The organism is Allochromatium warmingii (assembly GCF_900107145.1).
Lineage (GTDB): Bacteria > Pseudomonadota > Gammaproteobacteria > Chromatiales > Chromatiaceae > Thermochromatium > Thermochromatium warmingii.
This window is the reverse complement of the sequence record NZ_FNOW01000021.1, coordinates 24,816-48,637: the sequence shown is the minus strand read 5'-3', so window position 1 is coordinate 48,637 and position 23,822 is coordinate 24,816. Positions and strand designations below refer to the sequence as shown.

Genomic DNA, 23,822 nt, shown 5'->3' with positions numbered 1-23,822 from the left:
CAATACAAAAGCGAGCTGCGTTCTTTGCTGACAGAGAATTTTTCTATTATCGGTTAATTGTCAAAAACGAAAAATCGGTATCAGGTTAGTATATACCATTTAGCAGAATTAAATCAGCAGCGCATGTCAGCCTTACGCCCCCTCTATATCGCCGGTCGCTTTCTCAGCCGCTTGCCTGTTCCTGACCCCGGCCCAACGCAACCATCAGAAACTGGACGCTCCGTTCCCTGGTACCCGGTCATCGGCCTGCTGATGGGCGCAGTGGCGACACTCGTCGCCTTCGTGCTGGTACGCGCTGCTGCTCCGCCCGAGGTCGCGGCGGCACTGGTCTTGCTGGTGTGGGTCTGGTCGAGTGGGGCGCTGCATCTCGACGGGCTGGCCGACAGCGCCGATGCTTGGATCGGCGGCCTCGGCAGTCGCGAACGCACGCTAGATATTATGAAAGACCCGCGCAGCGGCCCGGCGGCGGTCACGGTGATCGTGCTGACGTTGCTCGGAAAATGGGCGGCGCTCAAAGTGGGAAATAGGGGAAATAGGGGGGAATAGGGGGGGGAATAGGGGTCAGACCCCTATTTCCAGACCCCTATTTCCCCCTATTTCCCCCTATTTCCCCTATTTCCAAGACCCCTATTTCCAGCGAACATCGACCGCTAACAAAAGGCTCACCCGCGACCCCAAGGCCCGCGCGCGCATCTTATCGAGCCGCAGCGCCGTGCCAGCGGGCCTTGGGTCGCGGTAGCCTTCACGTTAGGCATAAACAAGGAGAAAAACCGATGCTCGATATGTCCGGCCCGCGTCAGGGCGCAATCGAAAAGCTGCAATCGTGGCGCAACCAATACTCGCAACAGGAATATCCCGAGAAAGTCCTTATAAACCTTTTCTATGACTTGTATGCCATGGATGGCATGTGGCCCCAAATCGAGACCTGCTTTTCCGGGGCTCAGCGGTTTTCGGACCACAATCAGGCGCTGAACCATATCATCGGTCTTAAGAGAAAATACCAAGCCGAGGTGCTCAGGCCTCGCCTTCTTCAAATGATGAATGCCGACCAAGCGGTTGGAAACGCGAAGCCTTCTAACTGGGCTGACAGACTGAATCTTGCGCAGGCTGGCGACGACGCTAGCGTGATCGAGCTTGAATATTCTTATTGGTATTATTTCCAGTATCAGTCGGCGACGTTGAGTTGGGCGGCTGCCGGTTTGCAAGGGCTTGACAAGCGGTCAGCTTTCATCGAAGTCGCAGGCGGCGAAGTTGGCGGCCTGCGCCTCTCTTCCTTTAGCGATGCCTTACGCTTTTTCCCTGTAATCCTAGGCATAGAACTCGAGCACAAAGATATCGACGGAAATCGTGTCGAAGCGGCCTCATCCGGGGGTAAGAAAGTATATCCCGCTAGTTTCGCAATGCTTCCGAAATTGTGGGGAAACCAAAGTGCGGGCGTTCCTACTGAACTAAAGAAGCTTCAAGCGGCAGCGGAACAAGGGAACATCGAAGCGAAGTATGTTCTCGGACGTCATTTTGCCGAGGGCATCGGGTGTCCGCGCAATCCAGCGAAGGGGATTCCATTAATTCGATCTGCTGCAGAAGCTGGAAATCGGGATGCCCAGGGCTTTCTCGGCAGCTTGTACATGGAGGGTGATGGCGTTCCGCAGAATCCGTCCGAGGGCGCTCGTTGGTTGCGGCTCGCTGCCGATCAAGGAGACCCGTTTGCACAGTATAACCTCGGCTATCTTTACGAGCGAGGTATCGGCGTAGCCGCCAATCACCCCGAAGCGGTGCGTTTGTATAAGCTGGCTGCCGCTAGTGGCGTTGTATTTGCTCAGTTCCACTTGGCTCAATGTTATGAACATGGCAAGGGAGTACGGGAAGACACTGCTGAAGCGATCCGCTGGTATCGATTAGCAGCAGAAAATGGCGATACTGACGCCAAAGAAAAGCTCAGAATGCTTGAGCAGCAGAAGAAATCCGGTTCACTTCTATCGTTAATCTTCGGGAAGGGCCGGTAAGTCGATCCCGGAAAACACCTAACCAACGAGTAACCCAAACTGCGCGCTCGCCTCTGGAAAAAAGGTTTCAGGCTCGAATTTTCTTGTCATTTTTTAATCAGTGGCAGAACGATTTGAGAGGGAGACCGAACGCATTGTCTGGGCAGTTGGATCCGGCATTTGAATCCTTTTTGCGTGCGAAGCATGATGCAGCGGTGTTTTTGCCATTTCAACAGAATATGACGACACACTTAGGTCATGCACTGATCGATTTGGATACGCAGGTTTTTCAGCAAGCGCATAAGTTGCTATTTCAAGACTCTGCGTCAGAGGATACTTTTACGTTTATGCGGAACCATGTCGATCAATACCGCATGTCGCTATTTGGCGCAATGGTTCAATTAAACGAGGAACTTGAAAGTAATGCGTATAGCCAAGTTGCACTGTTTTTTGCCGTTCGGGTGATTGCCTGGAACCGCATGGAGGACACCAGCGATGTGCGCGCGCTCTACCCCGACAGCATGATCATTCCAGTCGTTTTTGGGTGATTGAGCGTATCTGCACATCGGTCGCCTGTATTGGATTTGGTCAGGTAATAGATAAGGATTCGCGGCATGATCGAGACGTTTTCAAGCGAAGGCACGCCATCTGAGTCTGCAGATGCTCACAGCGAGGCTGATGCGCGTGGTTTAGTGACGCGCACTGGAACTGAACTGGGTGAGGTTAAACGGCGCACCCATCCCATCATTGCGCGTATGACGCGCGATGTGCTGGCGCGGGCCGAGGCGCACGGGCTGAGCATGGCGCGCTTTCGCCTGGGACAGTACGTCTTCCGCGAGCCGGATTATCGGCAGATTCTGGATTGGGCGGAGACGTTGCAGCAAAAGCCGGACTGGGTGTTGGAGCAGTTGGAAGCATCCAAGATAGAGCCTAAAACATGGGAACATTGGGAACCGATCGCCTTTGCCGTTGAAGATGGCGCGATTCGCAGCCTGGTGTTGGATTTCGAGTGCTTGCCGATGGCGCTCAAGCCGTGGCGTGAGGGATTGTTGATCCGTGAAATGGGTTTGATAGGCTGGCCCGAGAAGACACTCACGGCCTTGAACTTCCCGCCCTTACCTCAGCTCTCTCAACTGAACTGTTGCTACAATCAGCTCACCGAGCTGGATCTGACTTCGGTGCCGGGGCTGACTCACCTCTACTGCTTGGGCAACGAACTCACCGACCTGGATCTGATGCCGATGCCGGGGCTAACTGTACTCTTCTGCGGAATCGGCTGCTTCGAGAGCAATGGGCTCACCGCCCTGGATCTAACACCGGTGCCAGGGCTGACCTCACTCAACTGCGGAGGCAACCCACTCACTGCACTGGACCTGACCCCGGTGCCGGGGCTGACTCACCTCGACTGCTCGGAAAACCAACTCACCGAACTGGATCTGACCCCGGTGCCGGGGCTGACCACGCTCGACTGCAATGGCAACCCACTCACCGCACTGGATCTGACGCCCGTGCCGGGGCTGACCACGCTCGACTGCTCGTACAACCAACTCACCAAATTGGATCTGACCCCAGTGCCGGGGCTGACCACGCTCGACTGCTCGTGGAACTCACTCACCGCCCTGGATCTGACCCCGGTGCCGGGGCTAACCGAGCTCTTCTTCAATAAGAACCAACTCACCAAACTGGACCTGACCCCGGTGCCGGGGCTGACTCACCTCGACTGCTCGGAAAACCAACTCACCGAACTGGATCTGACCCCGGTGCCGGGGTTGACTGTACTCTTCTGCGGCAGAAGAAACGACGGCTTCGAGAGCAATAGGCTCACCGCCCTGGATCTAACACCGGTGCCGGGGCTGACCTCGCTTAGCTGCAAGGACAACGCACTCACCGAGCTGGATCTGACCCCGGTGCAGGGGCTGATCATTCTTAAATGCGAGTATTCCGTCCGCTGTATTAACCTCCCTGTCTCTTGCGACTACGACGGTATCGCATTCTAGAGTTTGAGTGACTAACCCGATGCACCAAACCCCCTGGCTCCTCCTTGACACCGAAACCACCGGCCTCAAACCGCCGATCTACGTCGTCGAACTCGCGGCGCAGCGGATGCGCGGCTGGGAGCCAGAGGGCGCGCCATTCGTCCGTCTGCTCAATCACGGCGTCGCCATCCCTCCCGAGGCCGCGCGCGTCAACGGCTACACTCGCGAAATCCTCGAACGCGACGGCGAACCGCCATCCGCCGTCTATGACGCCTTCGCCGACTACGCCGAAGCGCGCCCGCTGGTCGCCTACAACCTGAGCTACGACCTGGATCAGGTGTTGCGCCCCGAGTGGCAACGGCTGGGCCGTGCGCCCATCGGACAGGCAGGATTCTGCGCCCTGCGTCTCGCCCAACGCCTGCTTGACCCCGTCCCAGCGGGCAACTGCAAACTCCAAACCCTACGCCAGTTCTATCGCCTGCCCGCGCGCGGCGCCCATACCGCCCTGGGCGATGTCGAAACCGTCGTCGACCTGCTGCAACAGATCTTGCGCCCGCTGGCCGAGGCGCGCGGACTCACCACCTGGGAGACCCTGAGCGCCTACGCTGACGCCCCCTGGTTTCCCTCCCGACTCGCCTTCTGGAAATACAAAGGCCGCGACTTCCGCGAAGCCCGCCACGACGCCGACCTGCTCGGCTGGCTCGAATGGCTCGCCGCCTCCAGCACCCCGCGCAGCGCCGAAATGGGCCGCTGGTATCTCGACCGGCTCGACGACGCGCCCGAACCGGCGTGCCCCCCGCCTGTGGTCGCGGAGACCGACGCGGGGTTGGTGCTGTACCGTGACCCGGAATGCGCCACCCTGCGCCGTCTGATCGAGGCGGCACGCCTGCGGTTGGCCGATCTGGAAACCGACTTAGCCGCCGCGCACAGCGCCGTCGCGACAGTCCAGGCTACCCTCTTCACCCGCTTACGCACGCTTTATGAACGCCTCGATCAGCTCCGCCTGCAGATTGAGCATCAGCGCCGCTTTCTCGACGCCCTGATGGTCGAGGGCGAAGAGGCCGCCGAGGCGGTTGCGTCGGAGTACGCCCAGGCCCGCGCCGAGAGCGAACGCGCGTATCGGGAAGCCGCCGTTGAAGCCGCCGAGCAGCGCGAATTGAGCGAAGCCGAGCAAGGGGAACTCAAACAGCTCTATCGCCAACTGGTCAGGCTCTATCACCCGGATCGTTTCGCTCACGATCCCGAGCAGCAGGCGCGCTATGTGCTGTTGATGCAGGCGATCAATCAGGCGCGCGATCGGGGCGACATCGCGCAACTGCGTGAGATTGCGGCCGATCCCAACGCCTTCCTCGCCCGTCAGGGCATCGGCGGCGGTCTCGACTTCAGTGATCAGAGCGATGATGTCGAGCGCCTCCGCCAACTCTACGAGGGCTTACAGATGCGCATCCTCAGCGTGCTTGAGGACTTGGAGCAGCTCCGCGAGAGCGAGGATTATCGGCTCTATCAGCACAGCCAGGAGCATCCCGAGGTGCTCGATACCATCGCCGAGCGCCAAGCGGAAGCGATCCAGGCGGAGATTGCGGCGCTCGATGCGCAGGCGTGCGAACTGGCGGCGGAAATCGAAATGCTCACTGGTGCACCGAATCCGTTTGGCGAAGCTACGCCGGGGTAATGCCCCGCGCAGGTGCGCGAACGGATGGCCTTGATGGAGAGTCACAGCGTGGTTGAAAGAGAGTCGGATGACCGCCCGCCGACGGAATCGGCGGATTCTCGCACGGAGGCTGACGGGCGTGGTTTAGTGGCGCGCACTGGAACCGAACTCGGTGAGGTTAAACGGCGCACCCATCCCATCATTGCGCGCATGACGCGCGATCTGCTGGCGCGGGCCGAGGCGCACGGGCTGAGCATGGCGCGCTTTCGCCTGGGACAGTACGTCTTCCGCGAGCCGGATTATCGGCAGATTCTGGATTGGGCCGAGGTGTTGGGTGAAAAGCCGGAATGGGTTTTGGAGCAGTTGGAGGAATCGAGGCTAAAGCCTAAAGACTGGGAAAGGTGGGACTCCATCGTTTTTATCGTTGAGGATGGTGCTATTCGGAGTCTGGTTTGGGATTTCAAGCGTCTGCCGGTTGTGCCTGAGTCGTGGCGGTTGGGATTGCTAATCCAGACGCTGGGCTTAATAGGTAAATGGCCGAAGCCTGACAGCATATTGTGTCCTAATCTGCCTTATCTGAAGCGCCTCTATTGCAGATCCATTGCATTATCTTGGATCGACCTTTCGGCGGTGCCGGGGCTGACCTACCTCGAATGCAGGGAAAACCAACTCACCGAACTGGATCTGTCGCCAGTGCAGGGGTTGACCACGCTCCACTGCTATGGCAATGAAGTCACCAAGCTGGATCTCACACCAGTGACTAGGCTGACCACGCTCTCGTGCGGGTTCAATCCACTCACCACGCTGGATCTCTCGCCAGTGACAGGACTGACCACGCTCCACTGTCAGAGCAATGAACTCACCATGCTGGATCTGTCGCCGGTGCCGGGGTTGACCACACTCAAATGCTACAGCAATCGACTCACCATGCTGGATCTCTCGCCAGTGCCGCGACTGACCACACTCGACTGCCACAACAATCACCTCACCACGCTGGTTCTGTCGTCAGTGCCGCGATTGACCATGCTCGACTGCCGCAACAATCATCTGACAACGCTGGATCTGTCGCCAGTGTCTGGGTTAACCACGCTCGACTGCCGCAACAATCACCTCACCGCGCTGGATCTGTCGCCAGTGTCTGGGTTAACCATGCTCGACTGCCGCAATAATCATCTGACAACGCTGGATCTGTCGCCAGTGTCTGGGTTAACCACGCTCGACTGCCGCAACAATCACCTCACCACGCTGGTTCTGTCATCAATGTCGGGGCTGACCATGCTCGACTGCCAGAGTAATGAACTCACCACGCTGGATCTATCGTCAGCGCCGAGGCTGACTTGGCTCGACTGCCAGCGCAATGAACTCACCACGCTGGATCTGTCGCCAGTGCCGCGACTGACCACACTCGACTGTCACAACAATCACCTCACGGCGCTCGATCTCTCACTGGTGCCGGGGCTGACTACGCTCGACTGCCGCCGCAACCGAATCACCGAACTGGATCTCTCGCCGCTGCCGAGGCTGACCAGGCTCTGGTGCGGTAAGTCTGTCCGCCTTCTCAATGCCCCGGCCAATCTCAAAATCGAATGGTGGTAACCCATGCACCACCCCCCCTGGCTCCTCCTCGACACCGAAACCAACGGCATCAAGCCGCCGATCTACGTCGTTGATCTGGCCGCGCCGTTGCGGCGAAGCCTGAACGGCGGGTCTGGATAGCGGTGTTTGGTTAGCCTGCTTGGTTGCCGAGATCTTAAACCGGACGGCTTGAAGTGAAGTCCAAAAAAGGGTTAGGTGGATCGCCGTCTAGCACCTGAAAATCCTAGCGCAGCCTACGTGGGTAACGGGTCATGGGTAACGGGTCAGGTTCGGTTTAATTTTCAAGACTGATCTGGCCTGTTAAATTCAATAATCATGGTGCTTCAGTCATTCCCATGCGTAGACGGATTTGCTTCATGATGGCGGCGATCCTGAAACAACGGCGGACGCAATCGCCAGCTTCCATCGGCAGCAATATCAAGTTGACGATCATAAAAACGCGGGTCGTCGTCGCGATCACCTAACGTCAAATAGGTAATACCCTGCTGCCGCAATAAATTGAGCAATTCTCCAATTGGGCATTCGCTTAGACTGCGGCTGGGATGATCGAGAAATACAAAGCGCGGCGCAGCTAATAACACCCGCGCAAAGCTAACGCGCTGTTGTTCGCCGAGTGATAATAAATCACTCCAATTCCGTTCAGCATCCAAGCCACCTGCTTTATTAAGTGTTGCAGTTAAATGCAGCGCATCCAGACAATCAATGATTTTCCAATCCGGTAGCCAACGCTCTTGACAGGGCCGCAAGAGTAATTCCCGTAGGGTGCCGGGCGGCATATAGGGGCGTTCTGGCAGAAAAAAGATGGCATCATGTCCCGGATGTAAAATCCGCCCTTCACCCTGTGGCCACAGTGCCGCTGTGGCGCGAAATAAGGCTTTTTCTGCCGCTTCACTGGTCGAGCGCACTAATAAACAGACCCCTGATGGCACCGATAAACTCAGATCGTGCAGCAATACGCGCCCATCACGCGGCGAGCGCAGGGTTAAATGCTCAAAGGCAACACTGCCGCAATCGGTGCAAAATTCAACACGCGGTGCCGGTTCGGTGCGCTCTTGATTCATCGCTTCGCGCAGGGCATTGAGCCGCGCTACCACAGCGGTGTAATTCGAGATCGACTGAAATTGCGTGACAATCAATGAAAATGCACCCAGCAAATGCCCAAAGGCCATAGCGGATTGCGTAATGACGCCGAATTGCGCTTCACCTTGAATAAATAAGGGTGCGACCAAGAGTGCTGGAATAATCTGAATTAAATAATTGTAGCTAGTGGTAAAAAAACCGAGATTACGGTTGATTTCAATAATGCGCTGAAAATTCGCGGTGAGTTGATTCAAGCGGTCGCGGAGTCGGGCACGGAGCCGTTCTTCGCGGCGCAGCAGTGCGACAGATTCGGCATTTTCACGCACATGCACGAGACGCGCCCGAAAATTGGCTTCGCGGTCGAGTTGATCGTAATTGAGTTTTACCAGCGGTTTGCCGAGATAAATCGTCAGCAATGAACCGAGAATCGAATAGGCGACGGCGACGACAAATAATAGCGGGCTAATCATCCAGAGCACGCCAGAAAAGGCAATCACGGTAAAGCTGGCGTTGAGAAACATCAGCGTAAACGAGAGCGTGGTTGCGGTCAGGGCGCGAATATCTTCTGAAATCCGTTGATCGGGATTCGGTAATTCGCCGGTGGTATGCAGACGAAAATAGGTGCGATCTTCGAGATAGCGGTCAATCGCCCGTTCGGTGAGCCATTTGCGCCAGAGTAAGCCTAAACTTTCTTCGGTATAGCGATAAATGACCGCGACGACGGTCGATAATCCCATCACGCCAATAAATAACAGGGCATAGCGGACAAATTCGCCCATGTCCTGATTTTCAATCGCGGTCATAAAATCGCGGTTGACGTAGCTATTGAGTACGTTCAGGCCATTGATCGCAAATAAAAACAGGATCAAGAGCACAAATAGGGCTTTGGTTTTGCCGCCGACCTCCGAGCAACTGAGTTGCTGTAACATCCGCACAAAACGTGACCAGATGGCCGGCGTGATCGGCACGCGCAGCGTTGTGAGCAATGACCAAAACAAACGGTGCATGGTGATCAAACGGCGTCGAACGTGGCGGCAGAAATGGATTAGGGTGTGCATCGGGTGACTTTAGACCGCACGCAGTATAGCCTAGCGCGGCTTATCACCACGATGCATTCGCCACCCCAGTCCATGCGCGGCGTGGACAACGACCAGACCGCGCCCTGAGCGTCGAGGAACGCCCCATGCACTGCTTAACACTGGATGATTTCAGCGAGCTTGCCGCTTGGTCGGCGGTTGTGTCTGGACAGGCGCGGTTGGAGCTGGCCGCCACTGTCGGGCCAACTGGCGCGGCGCTACGGTTGGAGTTTGATTTTGGCGAGGGCGGCGGCTTTGTGGTCGCTCGGCGCTTGCTGGCGTTGCAGTTGCCGGAGAGTTTCGCGTTCCGGATCTGGGTGCGCGCCGATGCGCCAGCTAATGCTTTTGAGTTCAAACTGATCGATCCGAGCGGCGAGAATGTCTGGCGCTTTCGTGATGAAGCCTTCGCTTTTCAATCGGACTGGCGCGAGTTGCGCATCAGCAGTCGCGAGCTGGCATTTGGCTGGGGGCCGACCGGTGGCGGTGCGCCGCGTGAGATTGGCGCACTGGAGATTGCGATTACCGCCGGGCCGGGCGGACGCGGGCAGCTCTGGCTTGCTGATTTGCAGCTTGAAGATCGCACCCCGTCACAGCCGCCGCTGATGCACGCCTCCAGTGCTCGCGCCGGACAGGACGCAAGCTGCGTGTGCGACGGGCGGCCGGATACCGCGTGGTGCGCGGAGCAGCTTCCGGCGTGGCTCGATCTCGATTTTGGTCAAGCGCGTGATTACAGCGCCATCTTGCTCCAGTGGGCGGACACCGAACCGACGGCCTGTACCCTCCTCGCCAGCGATGACGGCGAGCAGTGGCGCACGCTGGTGACAGCCACCGGCACCCAAGCGCGGCAGACGGCGCTCTATCTCCCCGATGGCTGTTCACGCTGGTTGCGGCTGGCGCTACCGGAATCGGCGGACGCGGTGCCACCGGCGCTGATTGCCGTTGATCTCAAGGCCGAAACCTTCGCCCGCTCGCTCGACGATTTCGTCCACCGTTTAGCCGAACTCGCCCCACGCGGTCACTATCCACGCTGGCTGTATCGTGAACAGACCTATTGGACGCCGCTTGACATTCCCGATGGCACGCTTCCGGCGCTGTTCAATGAAGAAGGCGCGATTGAGGTGCAACGCGCTGGGCCGCTGATCGAGCCGCTGTTGACCATCGACGGTCAGCGCGTCACCTGGGCTGAGTGTACGGTTGCACCGTCGCTGCTCCAGCCGCCACTGCCGATTCCGTGTTCAACTTGGACAAGCGACACCTGGCGCTTTGAGATCACCGCCTTTGCGCAGGGTGCGCCCGGGCGAGCATGGCTGTTTATCCGCTATCGACTGGAAAACTTCGATACTGCACCGCTCACGGCACGGTTACAGGTGGCGCTCCGGCCGTTTCAGGTCTCCCCGCCCTGGCAAAGCTATCAAGGCATCGGCGGGGTGGCGCAGATCGAGCGACTGGTTTGGGAACAGGGCGATGTGCGCGTCGATGAGCGGCTGGCGCTGGTACCTTTATCGACGCCCTGTGGTTTTGAAGCACTGAGTCTCGATGCTCAATCGCGCCGTGAACAACATCAGGTCGCCGCAACTCACGGACTGGCCACCGCCGCGCTGCGCTTTGAATTCAATCTGGAACCGCACGCCCAGCACGCCATCTGGGTTGCTGCGCCACTCGGTGAACACGAAGCGGCCCATCCGCGTGAGTTAATTGGCATGGCGCACGCGGTCGAAGCGCAGCTCAATGCGACGCTGACCGATTGGGCCGAACGGCTCGGGCGCGTGCAATTCCAGTTGCCCGACTGTGCGCAGGTTTATCTGCACGGCTGTCAGGGATCGCTTGCACACATTTTGCTCAACCGCGATGGCGCGGCGCTCCAGCCTGGGCCGCGTCGCTATACCCGCTCGTGGATCCGCGATGGCGCAGTGATGGCGGCGGCGTTGTGGCGCTTTGGTCTCGATCACGAAGCGGCAGCGTTCATCGACTGGTATGCCCAATTTCAGGCTGAAGACGGCAATGTGCCCTGTTGCGTGGATCGGCACGGCATCGATTGGCTCGCCGAGCATGATAGTCACGGACAATTCATCTTTGCGGTCGCCGAAGCCTGGCGATTTGGCGGAGATCGGGCGCGACTGGAGGCGCTATGGCCGGCGGTCTGTCGCGCCGTGAATTATTTAGAACAGTTACGCGCCGAACGATTAACCGCGCATTATCAAGCGCCGGAGCGCCGCGCTTGTTTTGGATTATTGCCAGAATCCGTGAGCCATGAAGGCTATTTAGCGCATCCGGTGCATTCTTATTGGGATGATTTCTGGGCGGTGCGCGGATTCAAAGATGCAGCCGAATTAGCGCAAGTGCTCGGCGATTCACAGCGTGCGGCGCAATATGGGCGTTTACGCGATGCGTTAAGTGCCGCGCTCTATGTCTCAATGGAGCGCGTCATGGACGAACGCGGCATTGATTTTCTTCCCGGATCGGTCGAATGGGCTGATCCCGATCCGACGGCAACGGCCAATGCCCTGACCTTGATTAATGAAACGCACCGCTTACCGATTGCCGCACTGCAACGCAGTTTTGATTTATTTATGCAGCGATTCCGCGCTGTGCATGGCGTGAATCCCGTGCCCTGGACGAATTACACCGCGTATGAAATTCGTATTGTTGGTGCATTGATTCGCTTAGGGCGACGCGCTGAAGCACATGAATTACTGCGGGTCTATCTCAATGAACGCCGACCAGCGGTTTGGAATCAATGGCCGGAAATCACTTGGCGTGATCCACGCGCCCCCGGACATCAGGGCGATTTACCTCATGCTTGGATTGGCGCGGAATATTGCTTGGTATTCCGTGATTTATTTGTTTATGAACGCGAAGCGGATCGGTCGCTGGTGATTGCAGCGGGGATTGCTTTAGACTGGCTCGCGGCTGGAGCTGTGCAAGTGCGTGGCCTGCCGACGCGCTACGGGCGCTTAGATTTAGAGCTTGAGCGGTTTGATGGTGGGGCCGTGCAGATGCGGATTAGTGGTGCGGTGCGCTGTCCGCTTGGTGGACTGTGGTTAGCGCCGCCCGTGCCGGGGCCGTTGGTGAGCGTGACCATCAATGGCCAGCCAAGTCGTGATTTCAATGCAACCGAGGCGCATGTCAAAACACTGCCGGCTGAGGTGGTGTTGGTAGGGTGAGTTGAATTGAATACCGTCGATCTAATGATGAAGCGAGGCGCTAGAGCTTCATCATTAGACAAACTATCACTTTATAGCGCCGTCATCTTTTCGCGTTCTGGCCTCACATCAACACCAAATTATCACGATGAATCAATTCCTCATCATCGAGATAACCGAGAATTGTCTGAAAACTGGATGATGGCTGACCGCAAATCCGCTCGGCCTCATCTGCATCATAATTGACTAAACCGCGAGCGATTTCTTGGCCTAATTCATCGAGACAGATCACCACCTCACCGCGATTAAATCGGCCCTGCACTGCTTTCACGCCGACTGCTAATAAACTCGTGCCTTGTTCGCGCACCGCTCGCACGGCACCGGCATCAAGCACCAAACGCCCCCGCGCTTGAAGCTGTCCGGCAAGCCATTGCTTACGCGCCGCCTGTGCTTCTTGCGCCGGAATTAATACTGTCCCAACCGCATCACCGGCACCAATTCGGCTTAATACCTGCTCACCACGCCCCGGCGCAATAATCGTCGGCGTTCCAGAACGCGCCGCAAGCCGCGCTGCTCGCACTTTAGTCACCATGCCGCCGGTACCTAATCCAGTCACACTGCCGCCAGCCACCGCATCAAGCAGCGGATCGTTAACTCGTGTTTGCGGAATCAATTGTGCATCAGAATTGTGGCGCGGATCTTGGTCAAAAAGACCATCTTGATCGGTGAGCAGAATCAATAAATCAGCTTCGATTAAATTTGCCACCAAGGCCGCGAGCGTATCATTATCACCAAAACGCAATTCATCCGTTGCAACGGTATCATTCTCATTGATGACTGGAATCACGCCCAATTTAATTAACGTGCGGAGCGTGCTGCGGGCATTCAAATAGCGCGAGCGATTCGATAAATCATCATGGGTTAATAACACCTGCGCGGTATGTAAGCCATGCGCTTGAAAACAGGCTTCATAAGCCCGCACTAAACCCATTTGACCAATCGCCGCCGCTGCTTGTAATTCATGCAGCGTTTGCGGTCGCCGCCGCCAGCCCATTCGCGCCATGCCCTCAGCGACCGCACCAGAAGACACTAGCACGATTTCATGTCCGGCCTGCCGCCGCGCACTCATCTGCGCCACCCAGGGTTCGAGCATCGCCCGCTCCAACCCTTGACCATCGCGGGTCAGTAACGCACTGCCAATTTTAACCACCCAGCGGCGTGTATTCGGAATGTTATCGCGTGAGATCATCGTTGTTATTCGTGTGTCAATCGCAAGCTAATCTAAAGGATGCCAGTCGCCGGTTGCTGAGGCGTCAAATTCATCCCACTCGGAATTATTCGGTGCGGATTGCGCGACAACTGGACTGTCGGGATCGGTTTTGAGTGCTTCGAGGCGATACATTAAATCATTCACCAGCGTTTCCGTTCCCGCACCAGTGAGCGCAGAAATTTGATACACTGGCCCGCGCCAATCAAGTTGCGCAATGATTTCCGCTTGCCGAGCGGCACTAGTTTCAGCAGTGCATTGATCGATTTTATTTAATACCAACCAGCGTTCTTTCTCTAATAGCCCCGCGCCAAATGCCGCTAATTCCGCTTCGATTTTGCGTACCTGATCGGCGGGATCTTGGCTATCATCGAGCGGCGCACTGTCTACCAGATGTAATAACAAGCGCGTCCGCGCTAAATGCTTTAAAAAATGAATCCCCAGCCCTGCGCCCTCGGCTGCGCCTTCGATCACGCCGGGAATATCAGCAATCACAAAACTGCGCCGTTCACCGACACGCACCACGCCGAGATTCGGATAGAGCGTCGTAAACGGATAATCGGCGACCTTTGGCTGCGCACTGGAAACAGTGCGAATCAGTGATGATTTGCCGGCATTTGGAAAGCCGAGCAACCCGACATCAGCGAGCAGAATTAATTCAAGAAACAGATCGCGGCGCTCGCCCGGCGTGCCCGGTTTGGACTGACGCGGCGCACGATTGGTGCTCGATTTATACCGCGCATTGCCGATGCCGTGAAAACCGCCCTGCGCGACCAGCAGCCGCTGCCCGGGTTCGAGCAGCTCGCCGATCAGTTCTTCGGTTACTTGATCGAACACCCGCGTCCCGACCGGCACCGGCACCGTCAGATCTTGACCACTGCGCCCAGTCATGTGCTTGCCTTTGCCGTTTTCGCCGCGCTCGGCGCGATGTTTGCGCAGATAGCGAAAATCGACCAAGGTGTTGATGTTGTTATCAGCGATCAGGTAAATACTGCCACCGTCGCCGCCATCGCCGCCGTCTGGGCCACCCTTAGGGATGTACTTCTCGCGGCGAAAACTCACACAGCCGTTTCCGCCATCGCCAGCTTCGACCCGAATGACGGCCTCATCGACGAATTTCATAAATTTTTGATCTCAAAAAAAGAAAAAGCCCCGCCCAAAGGACGAGGCTTCGCGATCAGCGCGAACAGCGTGAGAAAAACAGGCCAGCGCGGAATGTTTAGACTCCGTCGCGGCAGGCTGTGCGCCGCTCCGACGCGAACTCAGGCGTTCTCAACTGTGACGAACTTGCGGTTTTTCGGGCCTTTGGTGATGAACTTCACCACGCCATCGGTCAATGCAAACAGGGTGTGATCCTTGCCGCAGCCGACGTTAGCGCCATTGTGAAAGCGCGTACCGCGCTGCCGCACGATGATGCCACCGGCGCGGATTTGCTGGCCGCCGAAGATTTTGACGCCCAGTCGTTTGGATTCGGAATCGCGGCCGTTACGTGAACTACCGCCTGCTTTTTTATGTGCCATGTGTGCTGACCCTCAGCCGGCGCTGATGCCGGTAATCTTGACCGCCGTGAACCACTGACGGTGGCCCTGACGTTTCATATGATGCTTGCGACGGCGGAATTTGATGATCTTGACTTTTTTGGCGCGCCCGTGCGCTTCAACAGTCGCGGTCACTTTACCACCAGCCACATACGGCTGACCGACCTTGACGCTCTCGCCATCGGCTACCATCAAGACCTGCTCGAAATGGACACTGTCGCCCGCCTCGGCAGTCAGCTTCTCGATCTTGACCGTGTCACCTTCGGAAACCCGGTATTGCTTGCCACCGGTTTGAATGACCGCGTACATGTTCTGAAGATCCCCAGGAGTGTTCGGATAGGCCCGACGCTCCGCGCCGGAAAAAGAAGCGGAATTCAATCAGAAAAATCTTTTCAGGTCAATGCCCTTCGCTGCGCCGCTCCGCACCGTTTCGCCGCCTGAACGCCCGTGTGTCAGCCAGTTATCGACCAATAGCGCGAAATTTCGTACTCTAAGCGCATTGACCGCTAGGGCATGAGGGCGTTTAGCTTGACGCCGGGGAGCTTCGCCCCTAGCATCCGCCGCCATTCTTCGATAGATCCCAAATGCGCATGGACCTTTCCAGGATTCGCCAACCCGTCGCCGAGGATTCTAAGGCCGTGGACGCCTTGATCTTGCGCCGACTTCAATCCGACGTGGTGCTGATTAACCAGATCGGGCACTACATCGTCAACAGCGGCGGTAAGCGGCTGCGTCCACTTTCGGTATTGCTGGCAGCCCGCGCCTGTGGTTACAGCGGTGCGCGGCATATCGATCTGGCAGCGGTGGTCGAATTTATTCACACCGCGACCCTACTGCATGATGATGTGGTCGATGGCTCGGAACTGCGGCGCAATCGTGAGACGGCTAACACGGTTTGGGGCAATGATGCCAGTGTGCTGGTCGGTGATTTTCTCTATTCCCGCGCCTTTGAGATGATGGTTGAGGTCGGTATCCTGCGCGTGATGGAGATCCTCGCGCATGCGACCAACCGCATCGCCGAGGGTGAGGTGTTGCAGTTACTCAACGAGCGCGATCCCGATACCGATGAACAGCGGTATATGGAAGTCATCACGCGCAAAACGGCAACGCTGTTTGAAGCGGGGATCCAGCTCGGCGCGGTGCTCGCCGCAGCGCCGCCGGAGATTGAAGCTGCGACCCGTGACTATGGTTTAAGTCTCGGCATTGCGTTTCAATTGGTCGATGATGCGCTCGATTACAGCCTCGATAATGCCGAACTGGGCAAAAATGTCGGCGACGATCTCGACGAGGGCAAGCCAACGCTGCCGATTATTCGCGCCATGCAGGTCGGCACCCCTGAGCAGCGGGCGCTGCTACGCGATGCCATCGAGCATGGCGGACGGGATCGCATCGAATCGGTCACAGCGGCTATTGCATCAACCGACGCGATTGCCTATACTATTCAGCTCGCACAGTCCTACGCGGCGCGAGCCAAGCAAGCACTCAGTGTGCTTCCGGCTTCAGCAGCAACCGAGGCGCTCGCTGGACTGGCTGATTTTGCTGTTGCACGGACGTACTGACAGCTTATCGCTTACGGGGTGTAGCTCAGCTTGGTAGAGCGCTGTCTTCGGGAGGCAGAAGTCGCAGGTTCAAATCCTGTCACCCCGACCATTTTTTCGAGCTTGCTCGTATCGAATCAACCGGCTTAGGCCGGTTTTTTCGTGTCTGCGTCGGCGCTATTGCGCCGTAGGACATCAGGACAGAACATCCACAAAATATGCTAAACGACTCCGATCTCCGCTCACGCTTTCTCTTTGAACAGGCCGGCATTCGCGGCAATCTGGTGCATCTGGATGCCAGTTGGCGGGCCGTGCTCGATGCCCATCCGTATCCCAAACCAGTCGTGGCACGACTCGGCGAAGCCTTAGCCGCTGCGACGCTGCTGGCGGCGACGATCAAGTTTGAGGGATCGTTGATTCTCCAAATTCACGGTTCTGGCCCAATTCGCACGCTGGTGGCGCAGGCGACTCACGCCCGCACCATGCGCGGGCTGGCGCGTTGGGAGGGCGAGGTGCCGGCGGTTGCGGCACTGACTGCTCAGTTTGGCACTGGGCAACTCGTTTTGACCATCGATCAGGGCACAGGTCAACCCTATCAGGGCGTGGTGCCATTGGCCGGAGCGCACTTGACGGATGCCATTGAGCACTATTTTGCGGATTCGGAACAGATTGCAACGCGGCTGTGGTTAGCTGCCGATGCGTCGCGGGCGGCAGGTTTGCTGCTACAACGCTTGCCGGAAGCGGGCGCAACCGAGGACGATTGGCAGCGCGTGACGCTACTTGCCGATACGCTGACGACGGCGGAATTACTCGGCCAACCGACTGAATCGCTGCTGCATCGGCTGTTTCACGAGGAACGGGTACGGTTGTTTGAGTCCGAGCCGCTGTCATTTCGCTGTGGCTGTTCGCGCTCGCGCATTGAGAGCATGGTGCGGTTGCTCGATGAAGCCGAGATCACGAGTTTGCTCGACGAACAGGGCGCGGTTGAAGTCACCTGCGAGTTCTGTAATCGGCGCTATCGTTTTGATCCAGTCGATGTGCGCCAGTTGTTTGCGACAGCGATGCATCATGCTCCGCCTAGCACGACTCAATGAGCATTAGTCTCGAACTGCTGGTGCCGCTCTAGCTTCCAGCGTCTGTGCGGTTTCTCACAATCGCGCCGCAGGTTACATCCCTACTTATCGAACACAGAACATCAGATCGGCGTGCGTGCGCTCTTCGGTTCGCTCGGTAGCGCACCCGCTTACCTTTGTTGTGTTTGATCGTATAACACCCTGATTTTCAAAGATTTATCTTCCCTTTGCGCTCGCAACATGCACGCGATCTAGTCTGCTTGCATCTATCCGCTGTTCCGCGTTCCAACACAAATCGCTGTATTTTCACGGCTGGCACTACCTTTGCATTAACCCGCGCATCAAGTGACAAGGCAAGGGCTGTGGTGCGATGGGCGAATATCTCCTGCTGATTCTGGCAACCGCGTTGGTCAACAATGTGGTGCTGGTCAAGTTTCTCGGTCTGTGTCCATTTATGGGCGTGTCGGGCAAGCTCGACTCGGCGCTGGGCATGGGGCTGGCGACAACCTTCGTGTTGACGCTTGCCTCCGTGGCCGGCTGGCTGCTCGAACACGCGCTGCTGCAACCATTCGACCTCGGATTTTTGCGCATCCTCACCTTCATTCTCGTCATCGCAGCGGTGGTGCAGTTCACTGAGCTGGTGATCCGCAAGACTTCGCCGACGCTCTATCAGGTGTTGGGCCTGTATTTGCCGCTGATTACCACGAACTGTGCTGTGCTGGGGATCGCGCTGCTCAATGTGCAGGAAGAGCATAGCTTTTTAGAAAGCGCACTCTACGGTCTGGGGTCGGCGTTCGGCTTTACGTTGGTGATGGTGATTTTTGCTGGAATGCGCGAGCGGTTAGCGTTGCTGCAGGTGCCCGCTGCCTTTGCCGGTGCGCCGATTGCGTTCGTCACCGCTGGACTGCTGTCGCTGGCGTTTATGGGATTTGCCGGACTGGCTTAGGAGTCAAAACAATATGTTTACCGCTATCACCAGTCTCACCCTGCTCGGTCTCGCGCTCGGCGGTCTGCTGGGACTCGCCGCCCGCTATCTCAAGGTCGAAGGCAATCCACTCACCGAACAGGTCGCGGCGCTGTTGCCCGGCTCGCAATGTGGCCAGTGCGGGTATCCCGGTTGCGGCCCAGCGGCGGAGGCGATTGCTTCGGGCGCGGCACCGGTCACGCTCTGTCCGCCTGGTGGTCGGGCGCTGGCTGAAGAACTGGCCAGCTTACTTGGCGTCAGCGTCGATCTATCGGGCGTAGCCGATCAACAGCCGTTGATTGCGCATGTCAACGAAGGCTTGTGCATCGGCTGTACTAAATGCTTCAAACGCTGCCCAACGGACGCGATCATGGGCGCAAATAACATGATTCATGCCGTTTTTGCCGACGCCTGCATTGGCTGCTCGCTGTGCGCCGACATCTGCCCGACCGAGGGCATCGAGATGCGCCCGTTAGCGCCGAGTTTGCAGAACTGGTACTGGCCCAAACCGCAACAGGATGCGCTGTCATCATGAAACTGTTCAAGATTCGCGGCGGCGTCCATCCCGATGACCGCAAACGCTTGGCCGCCGAGCAGCCGATTGAGACGCTGCCGCTGCCAGATTTGCTGCATATTCCGCTGCAACAGCATATCGGTGCGCCTGCTAGTCCAGTGGTGCGGCGCGGGCAGCGCGTGGCCAAAGGTGAGCTGTTGGCGCATGGTCAGGGCGTGATTTCCGCGCCGGTTCACGCGCCGACTTCGGGGCGCATTATGGGCGTTGGGCAATATCCGGCGCATCATGCCTCGGGGCTGTCGGTGCCGACGATCACGCTCCAGCCCGATGGCGCGGATCGCTGGGCCGAGCATCTGGAAGGCGTTGCCGATCCGTTCGCACTGATGCCGGAGCAGATCGCCGCCCGCGTTGCCGCAGCCGGCATCGTCGGACTGGGCGGCGCGACCTTTCCCTCAGCGGTCAAGCTCGATCTGCGCAAGCGGTACGCGCTGCACACGCTGGTGATCAATGGGGCCGAATGCGAACCCTATTTGACCTGTGATGATCGGCTGATGCGCGAACAGGCCGACGCGGTGATTGATGGCGTGCGCCTGATGGCCCATGCGCTCGGCGTGACCCAGATCGTGATTGGCATTGAGAACAACAAGCCCGAAGCACAGGCCGCCATCGCGGTCGCCGCTTCGGTTGATCCGCAGATTCGCCTGGCTCGCTTGCCGACGCGCTATCCAATGGGGTCAGAGAAGCATTTAGTGCAAACCCTGACCGGACGCGAAACCCCAGCCCGTGGCCTGACGGCTGATATTGGCATCGTCGTTCACAATCCTGCGACGGCGTTTGCCGTGCATGAAGCCTTGCGCTACGGCTATCCGCTGGTGGCGCGGGTGGTCACGGTTAGTGGCGCGGCGATTGCGCGTCCAGCCAATGTGCGCGTACCACTCGGCACCCGCGTGCAGGATGTGATCGCGCATTGCGGCGGGCTGACGGAAGAACCGGCGCGTCTGATTAGCGGCGGTCCAATGATGGGTCAACCGCTACCGAGCATTCGCGTGCCGATGGTTAAGGGCAGTAACGGCGTGTTAGCACTCACAGCAGCGGAAACCGGCCTGAGCGCGATGCGGCCCTGTATTCGCTGTGCAAATTGTGTGCAAGCCTGCCCCTGCGGTCTGGTGCCATTGGAGATGGTCGCGCACATTCGCGCCGGTGATTTAGAGGGCGCAGTCAAGCGCGGGCTGATGGATTGCATCGGCTGTGGTTCCTGCGCCTATGTCTGTCCCGGACACATTCCGCTCGTGCAATTTCTCAATCACGCTAAAGGCGAGCTGGCGGCACGCGGTCGCGCTAAACAAAAACAGATGGAAACCAAGCGCCTCGCCGAGCATCGCAATGCTCGCATGGAAGCGATCAAACGCGCTAAACGCGAGCAGATGGAGCAACGCAAACGCGAGCTGGCCGCCCGTAAACAAGCCGAGGCGGAAGCGGCCGCCGCCAAGCAAGCGGCTGAACTGGAGTCCTGACAGTATGCGCATCGAGACCCCCGCCGCCCAGTGTGGCCCCTTTGCTCACGATCAGGTCAGCATCCCGCGCACGATGGGCTTGGTGATGCTGGCGCTGCTACCGGCGACCCTGTTTGGACTCTGGCAGTTCGGCTGGCCAGCGATCTGGCTGTTTTTGGCCACCATCGTTGGGGCGCTGCTGGCCGAGATTATCAGTCTGTTTATCGCGGGCAAACCCATCAAGCCGGATTTGAGCGACGGCACCGCGCTGCTCACTGGCTGGTTGTTAGCGATGACACTGCCGCCCTGGGCACCCTGGTGGATTGGCGTGGTCGGCGGGCTGTTGGCGATTGTGATTGCCAAGCAGATCTTCGGCGGGGTTGGACAGAATCTGTTTAATCCGGCGATGGTGGCGCGAGTGGCCCTATTGATCGCCTTTCCGGTCGAGATGACGCGCTTTGTGACACCGACACCGCTGTTTTCAGCCGCTGCGCCCGGGCCGGTTGACAGTCTCGCCATCACCTTCGGCGGTCAGGGCTTTGATGCGTTCAGTGGGGCCACAGTGCTCGGTCAAGTGCGCATGGCATTGGGGCAAGGCGAGACCCTGACGACTATTCTGCCGGAGCTATACACGCCGCTGGCGAGCGCCGCTGGCACGGTCGCCGGCAGTCTGGGCGAAACCTCGGCGCTGTTGCTGCTGTGTGGTGGCCTGTTTTTGCTCTATCGGCGCGTGATTACTTGGCACATTCCCGTGTCCCTATTGGGCAGTATCGCGGTGCTGGCGACGCTGATGCACCTGCTCGATCCGGCGCACTATGCTGGCCCGCTCTATCATCTGGTGTCCGGCGCGACCCTACTCGGTGCCTTTTTCATTGCCACCGATCCGGTGACTTCGCCAGTGTCGGCACGCGGTCAGTTGATCTTTGGGGCCGGATGTGGCGTGTTGATTTATGTCATCCGCACCTGGGCCGGCTATCCCGAGGGCGTCGCCTTCGCGGTGCTGTTGATGAACGCTTGCGCCCCATTGATCGACCATTATGTCAAGCCGCGCATCTACGGACGCGACCGGCGCGGCCAGCCACTCGAATACGCCAGCGACACGGAGACACGCCGATGAATCTGCTTGCGGTGCTGAAGCAACGCCAGAGCGTCGCTTATCAAAGCCTCTTGCTCGGCGGCACGGTCGCGTTGGCGGCCAGCCTGCTGGTGGTGGCGGATCGGGTGACCCGCGCTCCCATCGCCCAACGTCATGCTGAAGATATGAACGCTTCGTTAGCGCAGGTGATCCCGCCGACCCTGCACGACAATGACTTGCTGGCCAATATGTTGACGCTGCCAGATGCCGACGGCACGGCGATTCCTGTGTATCGGGCGCTGGTCGCGGGACAGGTCAGGGCACTGGCATTTCAGGTCACCGGACGCGGTTATGCTGGCGACATCGACGTGCTGCTCGGGCTGGACACCGACGGACGCATTCTTGGTGCTCGTGTGCTGGCGCATAAAGAAACACCGGGCTTAGGTGACAAGATCGAAGTGGCAAAAGCCGATTGGATTCTGGCATTTAACGGCTTGTCACTGGGCCATCCGCCGCCCGAACGCTGGGCGGTCAAGAAAGACGGCGGCGACTTCGATCAGTTCAGTGGGGCCACCATCACGCCACGCGCTGTGGTCAAGGCGCTTAAAGGCGGATTAGACTTTTTCGCTGCTAATCGCGCCCTATTGATCGCACCGACTACCGAATCCGAAGCATCCGGAGGCCATGATGACAACGCCCACTAATCGCCAGCCGCTGATTCAATGGGGCCGGATTGCCCGTGACGGTCTATGGTCAAACAATGTGATTCTCGGCCAACTGCTCGCGCTCTGCCCGACGCTGGCCGTGACCGGAACCGCTACCAATGGTCTCGGCATGGGCTTGGCGACGACCGCCGTGCTCACCGTGTCGAACATGCTGGTGGCGGCGATTCGGCATCTGATCGCGCCCGAGGTGCGGATTCCGGTTTATATCGTCCTGATTGCAACCCTGGTCACGTTGGTTGATCTCGGACTCAACGCCTATGCCCATGAATTACATAAAGTTTTGGGCTTATTTATCGCGCTGATTGTCGTCAACTGTGCGATTTTGGGCCGCGCCGAATCCTTCGCCTCAAAAAACACCGTGCTCGCCTCAGCCTTCGACGGTTTGATGATGGGGCTGGGCTTTACGCTGATGCTGGTGGTGCTCGGCGGGATGCGCGAAATCATCGGCAGCGGCACCCTGTTTGCTGGCGCATCGCTGCTGCTGGGGCCAGCGATGGGATTTCTTGAACTGCACCTGATTCCCGATTATCGCGGCTTTTTGGTGTCAATTCTGCCGCCGGGCGGGTTTTTAGCACTTGGATTGTTACTCGCGGGCAAGCGCGTGATTGATGCGCGGATCCACGCGGCGCAACAGCGGCGCACCGCGACGACTGACCCGACCACGCCGGCCTGATCTTTTTTAGAGGACACAAACCATGCTCGTCGGTGTCGCCTATGCAGACAAATTCAAACAGACTTGGCTCAAACTCGACGTGCCCGAAGGCAGTACACTGCGCGAGGCAGTTGAGCGGTCGGGATTGCTCGAACGTTTCCCCGAAATCGACCTCAACGTGAACAAGGTCGGGATTTTTGGCAAACTCAGCCGCCTTGATACGCCGCTCACCGATGGCGACCGCGTGGAAATCTACCGCCCGATTACGGTTGATCCTGAAACTGTCGAGCGGCGTGATCGGCAGACTGGGGAAGAGGAGGATTGAGAGGTTGCGACCATAAAGCACTTGGTTACTATGCCGATGGGCAGAATAACCAACCATAGCCTATGAGCAGTCACGTCAAAACTATAGTGATTGCGCAGAAAAAAAGCCAGTTCAAAGAAACTGTTCAAATTGTTTAGCAAGATAGCTGAAACTT

General features: G+C 58.0%; 21 protein-coding genes and 1 tRNA gene. 17 read left to right on the top strand and 5 right to left on the bottom strand.

The genetic code is table 11. From position 1 onward, the window contains the following. The first annotated feature begins 123 nt into the window (after positions 1-123). The 6 genes from BLW10_RS08000 (at position 124) to BLW10_RS07975 (ending at position 7,205) form a co-directional block, all read left to right on the top strand. On the top strand, positions 124-546 hold the full coding sequence (locus BLW10_RS08000; RefSeq protein ID WP_342707516.1) for an adenosylcobinamide-GDP ribazoletransferase: 423 nt from the start codon (positions 124-126) through the stop codon (positions 544-546). 227 nt (positions 547-773) lie between these two features. Next, entirely contained in the window at positions 774-2,003 is a 1,230-nt protein-coding gene (locus BLW10_RS07995; RefSeq protein ID WP_143117036.1) for a tetratricopeptide repeat protein, read from the top strand. Between the two features lie 134 nt (positions 2,004-2,137). Next, positions 2,138-2,530 carry a hypothetical protein gene (locus BLW10_RS07990; RefSeq protein ID WP_143117035.1) on the top strand — a complete coding sequence of 131 codons (393 nt, stop codon included), beginning with the start codon at positions 2,138-2,140 and terminating at the stop codon, positions 2,528-2,530. Between the two features lie 66 nt (positions 2,531-2,596). Then, positions 2,597-3,979 (top strand): leucine-rich repeat domain-containing protein, encoded by a 1,383-nt coding sequence (locus tag BLW10_RS07985; protein ID WP_091333726.1) that lies wholly within the window; start codon positions 2,597-2,599, stop codon positions 3,977-3,979. A gap of 19 nt (positions 3,980-3,998) precedes the next feature. Then, positions 3,999-5,630 (top strand): exonuclease domain-containing protein, encoded by a 1,632-nt coding sequence (locus BLW10_RS07980; protein WP_091333724.1) that lies wholly within the window; start codon positions 3,999-4,001, stop codon positions 5,628-5,630. 33 nt (positions 5,631-5,663) lie between these two features. After that, on the top strand, positions 5,664-7,205 hold the full coding sequence (locus BLW10_RS07975; protein ID WP_143117034.1) for a leucine-rich repeat domain-containing protein: 1,542 nt from the start codon (positions 5,664-5,666) through the stop codon (positions 7,203-7,205). Positions 7,206-7,528: 323 nt separating this feature from the next. Here BLW10_RS07975 and BLW10_RS07970 read toward each other — a convergent pair whose 3' ends face one another. After that, positions 7,529-9,292: an ABC transporter ATP-binding protein/permease gene (locus BLW10_RS07970; protein ID WP_091333721.1), complete on the bottom strand. Its 1,764-nt coding sequence runs from the start codon at positions 9,290-9,292 to the stop codon at positions 7,529-7,531. A 176-nt stretch (positions 9,293-9,468) separates the two neighbouring features. On the opposite strand from BLW10_RS07970, the gene BLW10_RS07965 reads away from it, so the two are divergent. Next, complete coding sequence (locus tag BLW10_RS07965; RefSeq protein WP_091333720.1) at positions 9,469-12,525, top strand: discoidin domain-containing protein; 3,057 nt, start codon at positions 9,469-9,471, stop codon at positions 12,523-12,525. Positions 12,526-12,628: 103 nt separating this feature from the next. On the opposite strand, the gene proB is transcribed toward BLW10_RS07965, so the two are convergent. From proB to rplU, 4 genes are all read right to left on the bottom strand, one after another. Continuing rightward, positions 12,629-13,753: a glutamate 5-kinase gene (proB, locus tag BLW10_RS07960; protein WP_091333718.1), complete on the bottom strand. Its 1,125-nt coding sequence runs from the start codon at positions 13,751-13,753 to the stop codon at positions 12,629-12,631. Positions 13,754-13,780: 27 nt separating this feature from the next. Further along, positions 13,781-14,893: an Obg family GTPase CgtA gene (gene cgtA / locus BLW10_RS07955; RefSeq protein ID WP_091333716.1), complete on the bottom strand. Its 1,113-nt coding sequence runs from the start codon at positions 14,891-14,893 to the stop codon at positions 13,781-13,783. Positions 14,894-15,033: 140 nt separating this feature from the next. Then, positions 15,034-15,291, bottom strand: a complete 258-nt coding sequence (rpmA, locus tag BLW10_RS07950; RefSeq protein ID WP_091333714.1) for a 50S ribosomal protein L27 — start codon at positions 15,289-15,291, stop codon at positions 15,034-15,036. Between the two features lie 12 nt (positions 15,292-15,303). Continuing rightward, the gene (gene rplU / locus BLW10_RS07945; RefSeq protein WP_091333712.1) at positions 15,304-15,618 is read right to left on the bottom strand and encodes a 50S ribosomal protein L21; all 315 of its coding nucleotides are present in this window, start codon (positions 15,616-15,618) and stop codon (positions 15,304-15,306) included. Positions 15,619-15,899: 281 nt separating this feature from the next. Between rplU and BLW10_RS07940 the strand changes: the two genes are divergently transcribed. From BLW10_RS07940 to BLW10_RS07895, 10 genes are all read left to right on the top strand, one after another. Then, complete coding sequence (locus tag BLW10_RS07940; RefSeq protein WP_091333710.1) at positions 15,900-16,868, top strand: polyprenyl synthetase family protein; 969 nt, start codon at positions 15,900-15,902, stop codon at positions 16,866-16,868. A 14-nt stretch (positions 16,869-16,882) separates the two neighbouring features. Beyond that, positions 16,883-16,959: transfer RNA gene (locus BLW10_RS07935), tRNA-Pro, on the top strand. Between the two features lie 106 nt (positions 16,960-17,065). Beyond that, positions 17,066-17,941, top strand: coding sequence for an Hsp33 family molecular chaperone HslO (hslO, locus tag BLW10_RS07930; RefSeq protein WP_091333708.1), 876 nt, complete (start codon positions 17,066-17,068; stop codon positions 17,939-17,941). Between the two features lie 349 nt (positions 17,942-18,290). After that, positions 18,291-18,866, top strand: a complete 576-nt coding sequence (gene rsxA / locus BLW10_RS07925; protein ID WP_091333706.1) for an electron transport complex subunit RsxA — start codon at positions 18,291-18,293, stop codon at positions 18,864-18,866. A gap of 13 nt (positions 18,867-18,879) precedes the next feature. Beyond that, positions 18,880-19,419 carry an RnfABCDGE type electron transport complex subunit B gene (locus BLW10_RS07920; RefSeq protein ID WP_091333704.1) on the top strand — a complete coding sequence of 180 codons (540 nt, stop codon included), beginning with the start codon at positions 18,880-18,882 and terminating at the stop codon, positions 19,417-19,419. After that, on the top strand, positions 19,416-20,912 hold the full coding sequence (gene rsxC, locus BLW10_RS07915) for an electron transport complex subunit RsxC (RefSeq protein WP_091333702.1): 1,497 nt from the start codon (positions 19,416-19,418) through the stop codon (positions 20,910-20,912). Before BLW10_RS07920 ends, rsxC begins: the two co-directional genes overlap by 4 nt. A 4-nt stretch (positions 20,913-20,916) precedes the next feature. Then, complete coding sequence (locus tag BLW10_RS07910) at positions 20,917-22,008, top strand: RnfABCDGE type electron transport complex subunit D (protein WP_091333700.1); 1,092 nt, start codon at positions 20,917-20,919, stop codon at positions 22,006-22,008. Next, entirely contained in the window at positions 22,005-22,670 is a 666-nt protein-coding gene (gene rsxG / locus BLW10_RS07905) for an electron transport complex subunit RsxG (RefSeq protein ID WP_091333698.1), read from the top strand. Before BLW10_RS07910 ends, rsxG begins: the two co-directional genes overlap by 4 nt. Then, positions 22,654-23,364: an electron transport complex subunit E gene (locus BLW10_RS07900; RefSeq protein WP_091333740.1), complete on the top strand. Its 711-nt coding sequence runs from the start codon at positions 22,654-22,656 to the stop codon at positions 23,362-23,364. The genes rsxG and BLW10_RS07900 overlap by 17 nt, the downstream gene beginning before the upstream one ends. A 22-nt stretch (positions 23,365-23,386) precedes the next feature. After that, positions 23,387-23,668: an RnfH family protein gene (locus BLW10_RS07895; protein ID WP_091333696.1), complete on the top strand. Its 282-nt coding sequence runs from the start codon at positions 23,387-23,389 to the stop codon at positions 23,666-23,668. Positions 23,669-23,822 lie beyond the last annotated feature (154 nt).

Bases quoted from the DNA above. Each gene is read 5' to 3' on its own strand.
- BLW10_RS08000 (WP_342707516.1), top strand. From the start codon at position 124: ATGTCAGCCTTACGCCCCCTCTATATCGCCGGTCGCTTTCTCAGCCGC.
- BLW10_RS07995 (WP_143117036.1), top strand. From the start codon at position 774: ATGCTCGATATGTCCGGCCCGCGTCAGGGCGCAATCGAAAAGCTGCAA.
- BLW10_RS07985 (WP_091333726.1), top strand. From the start codon at position 2,597: ATGATCGAGACGTTTTCAAGCGAAGGCACGCCATCTGAGTCTGCAGAT.
- BLW10_RS07980 (WP_091333724.1), top strand. From the start codon at position 3,999: ATGCACCAAACCCCCTGGCTCCTCCTTGACACCGAAACCACCGGCCTC.
- BLW10_RS07975 (WP_143117034.1), top strand. From the start codon at position 5,664: ATGGAGAGTCACAGCGTGGTTGAAAGAGAGTCGGATGACCGCCCGCCG.
- BLW10_RS07970 (WP_091333721.1), bottom strand. From the start codon at position 9,292: ATGCACCGTTTGTTTTGGTCATTGCTCACAACGCTGCGCGTGCCGATC.
- BLW10_RS07965 (WP_091333720.1), top strand. From the start codon at position 9,469: ATGCACTGCTTAACACTGGATGATTTCAGCGAGCTTGCCGCTTGGTCG.
- proB (WP_091333718.1), bottom strand. From the start codon at position 13,753: ATGATCTCACGCGATAACATTCCGAATACACGCCGCTGGGTGGTTAAA.
- cgtA (WP_091333716.1), bottom strand. From the start codon at position 14,893: ATGAAATTCGTCGATGAGGCCGTCATTCGGGTCGAAGCTGGCGATGGC.
- rpmA (WP_091333714.1), bottom strand. From the start codon at position 15,291: ATGGCACATAAAAAAGCAGGCGGTAGTTCACGTAACGGCCGCGATTCC.
- rplU (WP_091333712.1), bottom strand. From the start codon at position 15,618: ATGTACGCGGTCATTCAAACCGGTGGCAAGCAATACCGGGTTTCCGAA.
- BLW10_RS07940 (WP_091333710.1), top strand. From the start codon at position 15,900: ATGGACCTTTCCAGGATTCGCCAACCCGTCGCCGAGGATTCTAAGGCC.
- hslO (WP_091333708.1), top strand. From the start codon at position 17,066: ATGCTAAACGACTCCGATCTCCGCTCACGCTTTCTCTTTGAACAGGCC.
- rsxA (WP_091333706.1), top strand. From the start codon at position 18,291: ATGGGCGAATATCTCCTGCTGATTCTGGCAACCGCGTTGGTCAACAAT.
- BLW10_RS07920 (WP_091333704.1), top strand. From the start codon at position 18,880: ATGTTTACCGCTATCACCAGTCTCACCCTGCTCGGTCTCGCGCTCGGC.
- rsxC (WP_091333702.1), top strand. From the start codon at position 19,416: ATGAAACTGTTCAAGATTCGCGGCGGCGTCCATCCCGATGACCGCAAA.
- BLW10_RS07910 (WP_091333700.1), top strand. From the start codon at position 20,917: ATGCGCATCGAGACCCCCGCCGCCCAGTGTGGCCCCTTTGCTCACGAT.
- rsxG (WP_091333698.1), top strand. From the start codon at position 22,005: ATGAATCTGCTTGCGGTGCTGAAGCAACGCCAGAGCGTCGCTTATCAA.
- BLW10_RS07900 (WP_091333740.1), top strand. From the start codon at position 22,654: ATGACAACGCCCACTAATCGCCAGCCGCTGATTCAATGGGGCCGGATT.
- BLW10_RS07895 (WP_091333696.1), top strand. From the start codon at position 23,387: ATGCTCGTCGGTGTCGCCTATGCAGACAAATTCAAACAGACTTGGCTC.